Origin of the sequence: Clostridium sp. AM28-20LB (assembly GCF_003480665.1) — a bacterium.
Lineage (GTDB): Bacteria > Bacillota > Clostridia > Lachnospirales > Lachnospiraceae > Otoolea > Otoolea fessa.
In genome coordinates this window covers 348684-363660 of the sequence record NZ_QUJN01000001.1, presented here as the reverse complement: position 1 = coordinate 363660, position 14977 = coordinate 348684, and the positions used below count along the sequence as shown (strand labels likewise).

The window sequence follows — 14977 nt, the reverse complement described above, 5'->3', positions numbered from 1 at the left end:
ACGCATTTCGCTGCACATGTTTACCTGTGACCGAATTTAGCAGAACAAACATGACCGTCTCGCAGTCCGCAGAAAGCAAACACCCAGTCGCCGTCGCAGGCAAGCATGTGCAGTGAACCGTTTTAAAAAGAAAGCTGCTACTAAATGCCCGGCAGCCATCTGTGCCGCCGGACATCCAGTAACAGTCCCATCAGAGCTACATACATATAGCCGCAACGGTTCTGCAGTTTTTAAATTTTTAATTACTGCATCATCTCATATTTGCCGTCTTTGATCTCTACAGCTTTCGGCGCTTTCTGCGGCTCGCCTTCTGCCGTCCAGTGCATCTCTGTACCGGTCAGACCATCGATCTGGATCTCAGTCATAGCTGTTTTCAGTGCATCGCAGATATCGGAAGTGCTCATATCCGGTGTGATCTCTGCCTTCTCTGCAGCTGCCTTAATTGCATATACGCCGTCGTAAGCATCTGCTGCGAACTGAAGCGGGTCGATGCCGTAAGCATCACGGTAAGCAGTTACGAAGTCCTGGCTGGACTCCTCGTCTACGGAGAACGGAGTCAGAAGCATCAGACCTTCTGCTAAGGACTTATCAAAGCCATCAACGCTCAGGATACCGTCCATACCATCACAGCCGAAGAACTGCGGGTGGAAATCTTTATCGTTTGCCTGTTTCAGGATAACAGATGCCTCCTGATAGTAGATCGGCAGGAATACCAGATCAGCGCCGGACTCTTTTGCTTTATCAAGCTGTACGGAGAAATCGGTATTGTTATCAGATGTAAATGCCTCGCTGGCTACTACCTCCAGACCCTGATTCGGGGCCTCTGCTACGAAGGACTCGCGGATACCATCGGAGTACTCGCTGGAGCTGTCGTAGATGATAGCGATCTTGGTTGCCAGTTTGTGCTCGCCGATGTACTGAGCGGATGCACGTCCCTGATCCGGGTCAGAATAGCATACGCGGAATGCGTTGTCGCCGGAAATACTCTCAACAGCAGATCCGGACGGAGTCAGCTGGAACAGGTTATCTGCTGTTGTCTCTGCTACAACTGCGATACACGGCTTGGAAGTAACGGTACCAAGAAGCATCTGCATGTTCCAGTCTTTTAAGGTATTGTATGCGTTGATCGCCTTCTCCGGATCATTCTCATCATCCTGGAAGTTGAACGCTACCTGGTAACCATTGATACCGCCAGCCTCGTTGATCTCATTGATTGCCAGTTCAGTACCATTCTTTACAGCCTCGCCGTAAGCGCCAGCCGCGCCGGTGATCGGTCCGATGCCGCCGATTTTAAATACTTCGCCGTCAGCTCCCTCTGCGCCCTGTGCATCTTCTGCTGCTGATTCAGAAGTGCCCGCATTTCCAGAACCGCCGCAAGCGGTCATAGACATCGCCATCATAGCTGCAAGCCCAAGACTAACTACTCTTTTTTTCATAATATTCTCCTCCAATTCTATGCTGCAATGGAATACAACAACTATTTGAATGAGGCAATTATAAATTTTACCCCTCTAATTGTCAATACAAAAACCACTTAAAAAAGAGGGAATTTAGCGGATTTTCGTTTTTTTTCGCTAAATTCTCTCTTTTCCAGATCTCGTAGTTATATTAAGTATTCTTACAGGTTATAGCAAGCACTTTTATAAGCTTTTGTCCACCTGACACGGACACCTGCATTTTCCAGAAAAACATAGTAGATCTCATTGCTATTTTCCCGAATTTAATCACTCAAATTCAGAAAAACGGCTACCGCATGAATTATCCTTCCCACGGAAGATCGCTCGATTCGATCCGCGGATCGCGCATCATCAGATCCGCCAGCGCCTCTTTCGGAGATTTCCCGTCAAACAGCACCTGATTGACCTGGGAAACGATCGGCATATCGCAGCCGTATTTCTGCGCCAGCAGAAGACCGGCTTTCGCAGAATAAACGCCCTCGACAACCATCTGCACTTCCTTCATCGCCTCATCCATCGTATATCCCTTTCCAATCAGGATCCCCGCCCGGCGGTTGCGGCTGTGCATGCTCGCACAGGTTACGATCAAATCACCGATGCCGGATAATCCGTAGAAGGTCTGCTGTTTTCCGCCCATTGCAATACCCAGACGGGAAATCTCCGCAATTCCGCGGGTGATCAGCGCCGCCTTCGTGTTATCGCCGCATCCCAGCCCATCCGCTGTACCGGCTGCCAGCGCAATGACATTTTTAAGAGCCGCGCCAATTTCCACGCCCAGCATATCCGGGCTGGTGTAAACACGGAACACCGGGCTCATAAACACACTCTGCATGAACTCAGCAGTCTTTTTGCGGTGCGCCGCTGCCACACAGGTGGTCGGCAATCCCCGGCTCACCTCCTCGGCATGGCTCGGTCCGGAAAGGACGGCTACCTCCGCCAGTGGAAGTTCCTCCTCGATGACCTGTGACATCGTCATAAGACTCTGCTCCTCGATTCCCTTCGCCACATCCACGACAATCTGACCGTAACGCAGGTATTCCTTCATCTTCGCCGCCGTACTGCGGACATAGACGGACGGAACCGCCATAATCAGCATATCCTTCTCCGCCATCGCGGTGCGCAGATCAGCTGTCATCTGGATCGGATCCGGAAGTACAACCTCCGGCAGATTTTTGTGCCGTCTGGTGCGGCTCATTTCCTGGATCTCTGTATCAAATGCGGACCAGATTGTCACATCCTGCCCATTATTGTTCAGAAGCACCGCCAGGGCTGTGCCCCAGGTTCCGGCTCCGATAATTCCTACTGCTGCCATCCTGATACCTCCCGACCTGCTTTTCTCTCTTCTTCTCTCTACAGGTCAATGTTATTTGGAAATTTTTATACACTCCCATTACTTATGACGTTACCGTTCACGCATACGTGCCCAGTAACGGAATTTGCCGTGGCTTCGCATTTAAATACGGCAAATTCCTGCTGCCACCACGTTTTCTTACGGCACTTTCGGTTCCAAAAGTGCCTACCTGTGAACAATTACCTTATGGCAACTATGTAAAGTGTTGTTAAACTTCTCTCATGATTTCTTCGCGCCCAGTTTGTTTTCTGTGCCGGACAACAGACGCCCAATATTGCTCCGATGGCGCCAGATCGCCATACACATCAGAATCGCGCCCAGTGCATAGAACTGGATGCGGTTCGGCGTGCTTACCCGGTAGGAACCCATGCTCTCAAAGATCACAAGCTCTGCAAAAAAGGTGATCGACACAAGAATCGAACCAAGCGATACATAGCGGGTCAGGAACACCGTCACGGAGAAAATCACGAAACAGGTCAGCGTAATCCGCAGATCCATCGCTGTCATGATGCCCGCCATGCAGGCAATTCCCTTGCCGCCCTTGAATTTCAGGTAAAACGGGAAATTGTGACCGAGTGTGACTCCCAGACCCGCATACAATGCAAGAAGATCCACGTCCGCATTTCCCTTAAACAGCAGACGGCAGACTGCCATTGCAAACACCGCCTTGAAAAAGTCCCCTAAAAATACGATCGCGCCCGCTTTCTTTCCCATCACACGCAGGACGTTCGTAGAACCGGCATTTCCGCTGCCGTACTGGCGGATATCCATATGATTTGCCTTTCCATACAGATAGCCGGACTGGATCAGACCAAAGATATAGCCAATCACAATACAGATGAGACGTTCCATTATTGATCCTTCCCCTTTCTCTCGCGGATCAGGAATTTTAAGGAAGTTCCCTTGAATCCGAATGCGTCACGGATCTTGTTCTCGAGATACCGTGTATATGAGAAATGCATCAGTTCCTTATCATTGACAAACACAACGAATGTCGGCGGTTTGACCGCTACCTGTGTCATATAGTAGAGCTTTAAACGCTTGCCCTTGTCAGACGGCGGCTGCTGCAGTGCCACTGCCTCTGCCAGGATCTCATTGAGAACGCCGGTTGCAATACGCAGTGTCTGATTTTCGCGCACCATGTCGATCATCTCAAACAGCTTATTCATACGCTGTCCGGTCAGTGCGGATACGAACACGAACTCCGCATACGGAATAAAGGACAGAACGGTCTTAATCTTATTGGTGTACTCATAAATAGTCTTATCGGTCTTATCGATCGCATCCCATTTATTTACCACGATGATAATACCTTTTCCACGCTCATGTGCGATACCGGCAATCTTTGCATCCTGCTCGGTTACTCCCTCTTTCGCATCGATGACCATCAGAACCACATCAGCCCTCTCAACCGCCGTTACGGTACGGATGATGCTGTAGCGCTCCAGCTCCTCCTTGATCTTGCTCTTGCGGCGCAGACCTGCCGTATCGATAAAGACATATTCGGTACCGTTGCGGACAATCTCTGTATCGACTGCATCGCGGGTCGTACCGGCGATATCCGATACGATGACGCGGTTCTCGCCCAGAAGCTTATTTATAATAGAAGATTTACCTACGTTTGGTTTTCCGACAATCGCCACTCTCGGGCGGTCATCCTCTTCCTCGTCGCCGCTTCCCTCCGGGAAATGTGCCACGACTGCATCCAGCAGATCGCCCAGTCCCAGACGGGAGGCTGCCGAGATCGCTACCGGATCACCGATACCGAGGTTGTAGAACTCATAGACGTCATTGCCAAATTTCGCCGGATTGTCTACTTTATTGACCGCCAGAACAACCGGTTTTCTCGATTTACGCAGCATATCCGCCACCTTGGAATCCGAATCGGTCATGCCCTGACGCACATCTACGATAAACAGGATCACATCCGCCGTCGCGATCGCGATCTCCGCCTGCTCACGCATCTGGGACAGGATAATATCCTTCGTATCCGGCTCAATACCGCCAGTATCGATCAGGGTAAAAGAATGGTCTAACCAGGTACAGTCCGCGTAAATACGGTCACGCGTTACACCTGGAGTATCTTTTACAATCGAAATCATATCGCCCGCAAGGACGTTGAAAAGGGTGGATTTTCCCACGTTTGGACGTCCAACGACCGCCACCACCGGTTTCTTTTTCATATTTATGCCTCCATTTATTTTCATGCTCCGCAGCTGGTTTGTAAATCCACAGCTGCTATTTTTATTGTCCAGTTACTTGTTTCATTCATTGTGATGCATTTCACATCCAGACACTTTCTTTCTGTGTGTCCGAAAGCACGTTTTCCACTGTATTTCCAGCCATCACGTTTCTTTCTCATCCTCCAGATCTGAGTCTTCCTCTTCAAAACAAACGACTTCGTCTGGGGCAGCCTAATCCAGGTCTTCCGGCTCATATGCGTACACCTGTACGCCATCCAGATCTTCTTCCTGCCAGTTATCATCCATCTGAGCGGCAAATTCCTCCGGATCCGGCTCATACTCGCCATGCCTGGAGCTTTCCTCCTTCACAGGAGCCAGAATTGCTTCCACAAAATCACGTCCGCTTGATTTTACAATATCCACCGGAACTTGTAAAGCATTTTGTACATCCGTGCGGGTCAGATCATCCAGAAATGTCTCCTCGCCGCTTCGGAACATGGCGCTTGGAAGCAGCAGGCGGCTGCCAAGCGGCTGTTCCTTTAACTGTGCAATCAGATCCTTTGCCGTGATCAGCCCCGCCACCGTGATCCGCTCACCAAAGAAGTCATTGCGGATCGCATATACATGTACCTTTTTCCCCGGGAACTGGCGGCACACGCGCTCTACATACTGCTCAATATACGGGGCAGCCAGCCGTCCCGTTGCAATCGAAATCTCCTCCGGGCACACCTCGCCAGCCTCTCCCGGATGCAGCTGCTCCAGCGCCTCGGCTATCTCCTCCTCCATCAGGCGAATCATGCCGACCCCATTTTCCAGCTGGATATAGCCATCATAGCGATCCGCTTCCGGAAGTGGGCGTCCGGCGCCCATGTAAAACTCATCGCTGGCGTGAATGAAGTGAATACCGTGTTCCGCATAGATCTTCTTCTGCCATTTCTCTATCAAATCAATGGTATCGCCCAACTGCTCCGGTGTAAACGGCTCAAGCGGATACAGACCATCGCGGTACTTCGAGAGACCGACCGGCACGACCGAAACACTCTGCATCGCCGGAATGTATTTCGTCAGATCACGGATCGAACGGTCTAACTCCGCCCCGTCATTGACGCCCCGGCATAAAACGATCTGACCATTCATCGGGATATCCGCCTCATACAGGCGGTCGATTTTCTGGAGTGCCTCACCGGCAAAGCGGTTATGAAGCATCTTGCAGCGCAGCTCCGGATTTGTCGTCTGCACTGAAATATTGATCGGCGCCAGCTTAAACCGGATAATCCGCTCAATATCCTTATCCTTCATATTCGTCAGCGTGATATAGTTGCCCTGCAGGAACGAAAGTCTGGAATCATCGTCCTTAAAATACAGTGTCTCACGCATGCCCGGCGGCATCTGGTCGATGAAACAGAAGATGCACTTATTCCTGCAGGAACGATAATCGCTCATCAGACCATTTTCAAAGGTAATCCCCAGATCCTGATACTCATTTACGATATCCAGTTCCCACTCCTCTCCGTTCTTCTTGCGGACCAGCAGCGTAATCTCCTCACTGTTTATCTTATATTCATAATCAAAAATATCCTCTATCTCATCTCCATCGATCGTCAGAAGGACGTCCCCCGGTTCCAGCTCCATTTCCTCCGCAATTGAGCCCGGATCGACCGATTTTATCAGATGACCTTTTTTCATTTATAAAATCCTCATTTCAAATATTTTTAAACCCTAAGAATCCAGTATTATATTAACAGTAATCAGCTTTTTTGTAAAGTTGTGCTTCTGATTCGCAGATGTGGATTTTTGGGGAAGCAAGCCAAATATTTGATTTTTTTTGTAATTTTCTCATTTGCTATTGACGTTTCTTATCGTAAAATGGTATAAAATAGTTGTATTATGTCCTGCAAATGGCAGACAAACTTGTACGCTCTGCCCGCATGCATCGAAGGACCTACACTGTTTGGAGGTATAATCATGTCGAATGACTACGTGTTTAATGACACGCTTCCGGTTGCGCCGCTTAAAATTGCCGCACTGGAGAGCTGCCGGGATCTGGCTGAGAAAGTCAACTCCCACATTATCAATTTCCGCCGCAACGATATTGAAGTCCTGAAAAAACGTCAGGAAAATTTACAGTACCGCGGCTATGATGCTGATTCCTACATGCTTGACTGCGCGTGCCCGCGTTTCGGAAGCGGTGAAGCAAAAGGCATCGTCAATGAGTCTGTCCGTGGTACCGATATTTACGCCATGGTCGATGTAACCAACTACAGCCTGACCTACAAAATGAGCGGATTTACCAATCATATGTCCCCGGACGACCATTATCAGGATTTAAAACGTATCATCGGCGCATCCATTGCTACCGCACATCGTGTCAATGTTATCATGCCGTTCTTATATGAAGGACGCCAGCACAAGCGCAGCGGTCGTGAATCCCTTGACTGCGCGATGATGCTCGAAGAACTGATTCAGATGGGCGTAAGCAACATCATTACCTTCGATGCACATGACCCGCGTGTACAGAACTCCATTCCGTTAAGCGGTTTTGATAATTTCATGCCGACCTACCAGTTTATCAAGGCATTACTGAACCATGACAAAACCTTAAAGATCGACAAGGACAACCTGATGGTTATCAGCCCGGACGAGGGCGCTATGTCCCGCGCCGTATATCTGGCAAACAACCTGGGTGTTGACATGGGTATGTTCTACAAACGCCGCGATTACTCCCGTGTTGTCAATGGACGTAACCCGATCGTTGCCCATGAGTTCTTAGGTTCTTCCGTTGAAGGAAAGACCGTTCTCATCATCGATGACATGATCTCCTCCGGCGAGAGCATGCTGGACACCTGCCGCGCCCTCAAAGAGCGCAAGGCAAAACGCGTCGTTGTATGCGCTACCTTCGGTCTGTTCACCAACGGACTTGAGAAATTCGACGAATTTTTCGCAAAAGGTTACCTCGACTGCGTCGTAACCACCAACTTAAACTACCACACGCCGGAACTTCTTAAACGTGACTGGTATGTAGAAGCTGATATGAGCAAGTTTATCGCTGCAATCATCAACTCCCTGAACCATAACGTATCTCTGGAGAACGCACTGACACCGACGGCGAAGATCCAGAAGCTGATTAAGCGGTATAACGAGGGACAGATGTAATGAGAATTGACGGCTGATAAACCGCTGGAAATTTCAAAAAACTCCTGCATACACAGATGAATGTTCATTCTGTGTATGCAGGAGCTTTTTCTAATTAATCTACTCAAACCGCGATTTGCAATTCAATCCATCCCCATCACAAATTCACCTTCTCCCAACCTCTCTCCAAATACCCATTCATCTTCCGTTTCAGTTCCTGATTCTCCTCCGCCTCCAACAGCGGATCTTTATCCATTAATTTCTTCACTTCATCCGAAACTGCCTTCAATATATCTGCATCTGCAAATATATCCGCTAAATGGAATTCGAGATCGCCGCTCTGGCGGACGCCGAAGAGGTCTCCGGGACCGCGCAGTTTTAAGTCTTCGGAGGCGATGTAGAAGCCGTCATTTGACTTATTGAGAATATCCAGCCGCTTTCCGGCGTCTTCCTCGCCGGAGGCGTTGACCATGATGCAGTAGGACTGATCTTTTCCTCGACCGACGCGCCCGCGGAGCTGATGGAGCTGCGCCAGACCGAAACGCTCGGCATTTTCGATCATCATAACGGTGGCATTCGGGACATTGATTCCGACCTCGATGACCGTGGTGGATACCAGCACATGAATCTCATTTGCCGCAAATGCTTCCATGATCGCATTTTTTTCTTTTCCCTTCATCTTTCCGTGCAGATATTCCACCCGGATCGACGGGGACAGGGCGCGGCGCAGCTCTTCGGTATAATCGATGACGTTCTCTGCCTCCAGCATCTCGCTCGGCTCGACCATCGGGCAGATGACGTATGCCTGACGGCCGGCGCGGACTTCATTTTCGATGAAACGGTAGGCATTCGGGCGAAATTCACGGTTCACGACACAGTTCTTGATCGGCTGCCGGTTTGCCGGAAGTTCATCGATGATGGAAATATCAAGATCCCCATATAAAATAATCGCCAGCGTCCGCGGGATCGGCGTCGCACTCATGACAAGCACATGCGGCTCGCCGCCTTTTTTGCTCAGCATTTCCCGCTGCGCCACTCCAAAACGGTGCTGTTCATCCGTGATTACCAATGCCAGATTGTCGTACACCACTTTTTCCTGAATCAGCGCGTGGGTTCCAATCACGATATCTGCCTCATGATTTTCAATCGACTCTCTGGCAAGCCGTTTTTCCTTTGCTGTCATCGAACCGGTCAGAAGCACCGGACGATATGTGATTCCCAGCGACGCAAACAATTCGGTCATCGACTCGTAATGCTGGCGCGCCAGTACCTCCGTCGGCACCATCAGCGCCCCCTGATATCCATTTGCCGCCGCCTGCAGCAACGCCAGAATCGCCACAATCGTCTTACCCGAACCAACGTCGCCCTGAATCAATCGGGTCATGATATGCCCGCCGGACAAATCGGCGTACACCTCCCGGATTACCTTTTTCTGTGCCCCGGTCAGAGCATATGGGAGGCGCTCTTCCACCGACGCCATTTCCCCAGAAAACGTAAATGGATATGCGCTCTTTTTATCTTCTTTTTTGTCTTTGAGCAGGCGCACTGACATTAGGAACATGAAAAATTCATCAAACACAAGACGTTTCCGGGAAAACATCAGTTCTTCCCGGTTTGCCGGAAAATGGATGTGCTCCAGCGCATAGTTGATTTCCGCCAATCCGTACTTTTCCCGCAGACCAGCCGGCAGATATTCCCGTTCCATCTGGCGCATCGTGAGGGCTTCCGTGACTGCCTTTGCGATCGTCTTATTGCCAAGTCCCTTCGTCTGTCCGTAAACCGGCTGCATAGACGACACGACTTTCGCATACTGTTCCGGGCGGTAGATCTCCGGCTGCTCCATCGTAAGTCTTCCCCGTTTTTTTACCACACGGCCACGGAAAATAAAGCGTTCCCCCGCCTTGAGCGTCCCGCGCAGATAGGGCATATTGTACCATGCCAGCGCCAGTGTGCCTCCGCTGTCCCGCAATCCAGCCGTCGTAACCTGCAGGCGCGCTCCATACCGCACCACATCCGCCGTTTTTGCCAGGATTCCGCCGACTGCCGCGATCGTATCTTCCTTCAGTTCCGCGATCGGCTGCGGTTCCTTAAACTCATCATAAGCACGCGGATAATAATGGAGCAGTTCTTCCACCGTTTCCACGCCTATTTTTTGAAATAGCTTTGCCGTCTTTTCACCGATGCCCTTGACAGCGGTTATATTCTGCTGTTCCATTTATCTCCTCCTGCTTTTCAGAATATTCTCCGGAAAATCAGCCACGCGGACAGTTACCGGACAAAAAATCCGGGAATACATTAGAATGAAAGAGAGGCAGGACGCAGGGATCTCTCCCCTGACCTGCCTCATTTCATACTTATGAATTATTTTGTTTTATACGTCAAATGTTTTATCTGCGCCATCACATAGAAAATTCATTTCCTCATTATCTGCATTTTCTCAGCCAATAATGCAGCTTCATTTAACGCATTTCAATCACTTTAAACGACCTAAATCTACTCTACCGAAATCATATAATAGTAAATCGGCTGCCCGCCATTCTGGCATTCAAATTCGCAGGATGTAAATTCTTTGCGGGCTTTCTCACAGAATGCCTCTGCGTCCTCTTCCGTGACATCCTCACCATAATAGATCGTCACAAGCTCAGGCTCATCATCTACCATCTTACGAAGTGACTCCATCGCGGTCTCCTCGATATTCTTGCCAACTGCCAGCATGCCGCTGTCGCCGATCCCCATGATATCGCCCTCTGCGATCTCCATACCATCGATCGATGTATTGCGGACTGCGTAGGTAATCTGACCGGTCTTAACGTGGCTCATCTCCTCGGTCATCTGTTCCATATTTTCTTCCGCCGTCAGATCCGGAGCAAAATTAATCAGCGCCGTGATACCCTGCGGAACCGTCTTGGACGGAACTACATATACCTTGGTATCTTCTGACAGGCTCTTTGCCTGCTCTGCCGCCAGAATAATATTTTTATTGTTCGGCAGAATGTAAACTGTCTCGGCATGGACTTTTTCGATTGCTTCCAGCATATCCTCCGTACTCGGATTCATCGTTTGTCCGCCCTCGATGATATAGTCAGCGCCGATGCCCTTGAAAATCTCAGAAAGACCTTCTCCGACCGATACGGCGATAAATCCATATTTCTTGCGTGGTTCTTCCTTCTTCTCTTTGGCTTCTTCTTCTGCCTTCTGCTGTGCCGCCAGACGTTCGGAATCTTTGATCAGTTTCTCCTGATGTTCCTCGCGCATATTGTCAATCTTGATGCGGGACAGGGAACCGTAGGTCAGTGCTTTCTGAATCGCCAGACCTGGATCGTTTGTATGAACGTGAATCTTGACAATATCATCATCTGCCACAACTACCAGGGAGTCGCCGATCGTGCTCAGATAATCTTTCAGTTCCTGCTCTGTCGTCTCATCCGCCGGTTTTTCTGCATTGATAATAAATTCCGTACAATAACCAAAACGGATATCCGCTGCCTGCGTGCTTCCGGCGCCTGTTGCTGTTTTTGCCGCTCCATTTCCCGATACAGACGGAGTAACTGCCGCGTCGATATCCACGACTTTTCCTTTTAAGCCCTCAATACAGCCCTTGATAACCTGAATCAGACCCTGTCCGCCAGAATCCACTACACCTGCCTCTTTCAGAACCGGAAGCATCTCCGGTGTCTGGCTTAAAACATATTCGCCGTACTCCAATACTTTCTCTGAAAATTCAAGTACGTCATCGGTCTGCGGTGCCAGTTCTGCCGCTTTATCCGCCATTCCCTTGGCAACAGTCAGAATCGTACCTTCCTTCGGCTTCATAACTGCCTTATAAGCTGTCTCCGTCGCACGGTTAAATGCGTCTGAGAGAACACTCGTCGTAATGACATCTACCGTCTTAATCTCTTTCGTAAATCCGCGGAAGAGCTGTGAAAGGATAACGCCGGAATTGCCTCGTGCGCCACGCAGGGAACCGGAGGAAATCGCTCTCGCCAGCGCCTCCATCGTCGGATTTTCAACGGCTGCCACTTCTCTGGCGGCTGACAGAATCGTCATCGTCATGTTCGTACCGGTATCTCCATCTGGAACAGGAAATACGTTCAGCTCATTGATCCATTCCTTGTTGGCCTCCAGGCCCTTTGCTCCAGCCAGAAATGCATTCTTTAACATCCCGGCATCTATATAATTCATGCCCACAGGGTTTGTTCCTCCTTAATCTATCACTCTTACGCCTTCAACATAAATGCTGATTTTCTCAACCTTCATGCCAGTAAACTCTTCTACTTTATATTTTACACTCTCGATCAGGTTGTCCGCAACGGTAGAGATGCTGACCCCATATGCCACGATTACGTGGAAATCGATGCTGAGTGCATTGTCCTTGATGGCTACGTTGATGCCGTGTGTCAGGCTTTCTCTTTTAAGCAGTCTTACCAGACCATCTTTCATACTGACAGCCGCCATGCCAACGATACCGAAGCATTCTACTGCTGTCGTTCCGGCGTACATTGCAATTACTTCCGGATCGATCTGGATCGAACCCATTTTATTGTCGATGCGTCCTTTCATATTGACAGCCTCCGTTTCTTTACTTGTTTTTGTTTGATTCGAATTCTATGCCATGATTTTTTACGGGCTGGACATGCGGAGCCGGAGCGGCTCCTGTGTCGGCGCGTGGGATGAGTACTTCACGGGCTGGACATGCGGAGCCTGAACGGCTCCTGTGTCGGCGCGTGGGATGAAATATATGCGTCTCTCTACCCCGTCATGCAGCTCGATTCCGCTTCGCTCCATCTCGCTCACGGGCTTCGCCCTATGGATAAAAATGTCTGAAATACGGCTTATGTGCAAGCACAACACCGTTTTTCAGCCTTTTTTATCCGCATGACTCATGGCTTACGCGTATATTATACACCACCCACGTTAAAAAGGAAATAGAAAATAGACATCTGTCGAAAACTTTTTTTATTTTTTTTGGTTTTTCACTTGCATATTTTCCTATTTTCTGCTATTATACCTTTGTTATGGATTTTAATAGGAAGTCCAATGATCGGTTAAGGAGGTGCTACGATGGCTAAGTGTGCAATCTGCGAGAAAGCTGCTCATTTTGGTAATGCAGTGAGTCATTCACATAGAAGATCTAACAAAATGTGGAAAGCTAACGTTAAGTCTGTTAAGGTTAAAACTAATGGCGGAGCTCAGAAGATGTATGTATGTACTTCTTGCTTAAGATCCGGTTTAGTTGAAAGAGCCTAAATCGAGTTTAACTGGCCTCAGGTGTCTGCCTGAGGCTTTTTTCTTGTCCTTAGCATAATGAACGACAACAAATGTTGGAAATATGCTTTTTGAGCACATTCCAACATTTTATATAAAACCTTTCCTTCAAAACACCTTAAAACAAGTTCAGCAGCGTTCCATACAGCTTCTCATTTCCCATCACCACCAGCGCCAGTTCTTCTTTTGCCTCGCTGAGCTGATAAAAAAGATGTCTCACATCGCGCTCCGTCGAGCGCAGATATCCCATTTCATCATAATAATAGCGCCCATCCAGCCGATGCACCATGCGATCGACTTCTCGCGTATGGCGAGATTGTATTTCTACGGCAGAATCGGATTGCTTTTCCAGTTTTTCCTGCCAATCGGATTCCTGGCACTCATATCCCTGACGGATGTAATCATTCAGCAAATTAGCTGCTTCTGACTCATCGTTGGCATAAACCACCGCGACATGGGGATAGTGCCGCATTCCGCGTCCGTGCGGCAGGTGCATCATATTTTGTATAAAATAGGAAAGTTCTGCATTCGCACGGATCCGATTCGTCAGGTGGAATGTCTGGATTCCCGGCTGCTCCCCCAAGAGCTTTATTGCACCCAGATCCAATTCTTCCGGCGAAATCATATCCTCACAGTTACTGGAAAAAATAACCGGACGTGTTTTGCCGATCTCCAGCAAAATTTCCAATGTATTGGGCGACAGAAGGTGTGCCTCATCTACTAAGATCGCGCTGTATGCTTCAATCCTGATTTCCGCTCCCGTTTGAACACTATCCTCCGCCAGGTACTCCACCCGCCGCAGCCGCTCATGCAGCACCTTCCACTCTTTTCCCGCTTCACCGCAGTGGATCATGCACACCCGCTGCCGCCCGGAGAGTTTCATCGCAATATCATATAAAAGCAGCGTTTTTCCCGTCCCCGGAAGCCCGGTAAACCAGAAATATCCCGTCCGGTCTGCCCGGATTTTCTTTAAAATCTGGCGTTCAATATCCCTCTGCTGGTATGTCAGGAAATATTCTTTCTTTAAGAACCGTCCCGGCTCTGTGAGCGGCGAAATCAGGTACAGCTCCGCCTGAAACAAGTCTTCGATATTGCCTGGATAATCAGCACTCTCCTGTTGCAAATCCCAGCAGAGCTGTTCCCAGTCCGCCTCCACAATGCGGTCATGATTCGTCAGACGCACCAGGCGGTTCTGGCTGCTAATATAAGTGTACGAACGAATCGGCTTTCCCAGCGCCGCCAGATAATACCGGTTTTGTATGAGCTGCTTGCGGATCGCCTCATCCGACACCTGTCCGCTCTTTAATTCAAGGTTTAAAATTTGTTCTTCCTTGATCTGAAGCAGATCAAACTCTTTTCCCAGTCTCGGAATCTGAAAGGAATAGAAAAAACGCAGTGCGTACACCGCCTGTATATGTCTCTCCAACTCCGAAACCAGCGCTTTCATGCTGTCCAGCTCCCATTCCCGTATTTTCAGAAACACATCCCGCCCTGAAAGCTGTCGTTCCAGCTTTTGAAGGTATTCCGTATTCTGATTTCGGGTAATCGTGTAAATAGAGATTGCTTTCATACCTGTACCGCCTGCGTTC

11 protein-coding genes are annotated in these 14977 nt (G+C 49.2%); 2 read left to right on the top strand and 9 right to left on the bottom strand.

Translation table 11 applies throughout. From position 1 onward, the window contains the following. Nucleotides 1–242 precede the first annotated feature (242 nt). From DW739_RS01635 to DW739_RS01615, 5 genes are all read right to left on the bottom strand, one after another. Nucleotides 243–1436 (bottom strand): ABC transporter substrate-binding protein, encoded by a 1194-nt coding sequence (locus DW739_RS01635; RefSeq protein WP_118628861.1) that lies wholly within the window; start codon nucleotides 1434–1436, stop codon nucleotides 243–245. Nucleotides 1437–1758: 322 nt separating this feature from the next. Then, on the bottom strand, nucleotides 1759–2769 hold the full coding sequence (locus tag DW739_RS01630; RefSeq protein WP_118742521.1) for an NAD(P)H-dependent glycerol-3-phosphate dehydrogenase: 1011 nt from the start codon (nucleotides 2767–2769) through the stop codon (nucleotides 1759–1761). A 258-nt stretch (nucleotides 2770–3027) separates the two neighbouring features. Next, nucleotides 3028–3660 carry a glycerol-3-phosphate 1-O-acyltransferase PlsY gene (plsY, locus tag DW739_RS01625; protein ID WP_022359710.1) on the bottom strand — a complete coding sequence of 211 codons (633 nt, stop codon included), beginning with the start codon at nucleotides 3658–3660 and terminating at the stop codon, nucleotides 3028–3030. Beyond that, a complete protein-coding gene (der, locus tag DW739_RS01620; protein ID WP_118293679.1) occupies nucleotides 3660–4991 on the bottom strand; it encodes a ribosome biogenesis GTPase Der in 1332 nt (443 codons plus the stop codon). The genes plsY and der overlap by 1 nt, the downstream gene beginning before the upstream one ends. 231 nt (nucleotides 4992–5222) lie before the next feature. After that, nucleotides 5223–6677 (bottom strand): DUF512 domain-containing protein, encoded by a 1455-nt coding sequence (locus DW739_RS01615; RefSeq protein ID WP_118467626.1) that lies wholly within the window; start codon nucleotides 6675–6677, stop codon nucleotides 5223–5225. Between the two features lie 279 nt (nucleotides 6678–6956). Here DW739_RS01615 and DW739_RS01610 point away from each other — a divergent pair, with 279 nt between their 5' ends. Continuing rightward, entirely contained in the window at nucleotides 6957–8144 is a 1188-nt protein-coding gene (locus tag DW739_RS01610) for a ribose-phosphate pyrophosphokinase (RefSeq protein ID WP_022359714.1), read from the top strand. A gap of 136 nt (nucleotides 8145–8280) precedes the next feature. Here DW739_RS01610 and recG read toward each other — a convergent pair whose 3' ends face one another. The 3 genes from recG to DW739_RS01595 all read right to left on the bottom strand — a co-directional run bounded on the left by recG (nucleotide 8281) and on the right by DW739_RS01595 (nucleotide 12683). Next, nucleotides 8281–10338, bottom strand: a complete 2058-nt coding sequence (gene recG / locus DW739_RS01605) for an ATP-dependent DNA helicase RecG (RefSeq protein ID WP_118742520.1) — start codon at nucleotides 10336–10338, stop codon at nucleotides 8281–8283. A gap of 278 nt (nucleotides 10339–10616) precedes the next feature. Beyond that, entirely contained in the window at nucleotides 10617–12311 is a 1695-nt protein-coding gene (locus tag DW739_RS01600; RefSeq protein WP_118742519.1) for a DAK2 domain-containing protein, read from the bottom strand. Between the two features lie 15 nt (nucleotides 12312–12326). Continuing rightward, nucleotides 12327–12683, bottom strand: a complete 357-nt coding sequence (locus DW739_RS01595) for an Asp23/Gls24 family envelope stress response protein (RefSeq protein ID WP_022359718.1) — start codon at nucleotides 12681–12683, stop codon at nucleotides 12327–12329. 501 nt (nucleotides 12684–13184) lie between these two features. Here DW739_RS01595 and rpmB point away from each other — a divergent pair. Continuing rightward, nucleotides 13185–13370, top strand: coding sequence for a 50S ribosomal protein L28 (rpmB, locus tag DW739_RS01590; protein ID WP_003504147.1), 186 nt, complete (start codon nucleotides 13185–13187; stop codon nucleotides 13368–13370). Between the two features lie 136 nt (nucleotides 13371–13506). Here rpmB and DW739_RS01585 read toward each other — a convergent pair whose 3' ends face one another. Next, nucleotides 13507–14958, bottom strand: a complete 1452-nt coding sequence (locus tag DW739_RS01585; protein ID WP_118742518.1) for an AAA family ATPase — start codon at nucleotides 14956–14958, stop codon at nucleotides 13507–13509. Nucleotides 14959–14977 lie beyond the last annotated feature (19 nt).

Bases quoted from the DNA above. Each gene is read 5' to 3' on its own strand.
- DW739_RS01635 (WP_118628861.1), bottom strand. From the start codon at position 1,436: ATGAAAAAAAGAGTAGTTAGTCTTGGGCTTGCAGCTATGATGGCGATG.
- DW739_RS01630 (WP_118742521.1), bottom strand. From the start codon at position 2,769: ATGGCAGCAGTAGGAATTATCGGAGCCGGAACCTGGGGCACAGCCCTG.
- plsY (WP_022359710.1), bottom strand. From the start codon at position 3,660: ATGGAACGTCTCATCTGTATTGTGATTGGCTATATCTTTGGTCTGATC.
- der (WP_118293679.1), bottom strand. From the start codon at position 4,991: ATGAAAAAGAAACCGGTGGTGGCGGTCGTTGGACGTCCAAACGTGGGA.
- DW739_RS01615 (WP_118467626.1), bottom strand. From the start codon at position 6,677: ATGAAAAAAGGTCATCTGATAAAATCGGTCGATCCGGGCTCAATTGCG.
- DW739_RS01610 (WP_022359714.1), top strand. From the start codon at position 6,957: ATGTCGAATGACTACGTGTTTAATGACACGCTTCCGGTTGCGCCGCTT.
- recG (WP_118742520.1), bottom strand. From the start codon at position 10,338: ATGGAACAGCAGAATATAACCGCTGTCAAGGGCATCGGTGAAAAGACG.
- DW739_RS01595 (WP_022359718.1), bottom strand. From the start codon at position 12,683: ATGAAAGGACGCATCGACAATAAAATGGGTTCGATCCAGATCGATCCG.
- rpmB (WP_003504147.1), top strand. From the start codon at position 13,185: ATGGCTAAGTGTGCAATCTGCGAGAAAGCTGCTCATTTTGGTAATGCA.
- DW739_RS01585 (WP_118742518.1), bottom strand. From the start codon at position 14,958: ATGAAAGCAATCTCTATTTACACGATTACCCGAAATCAGAATACGGAA.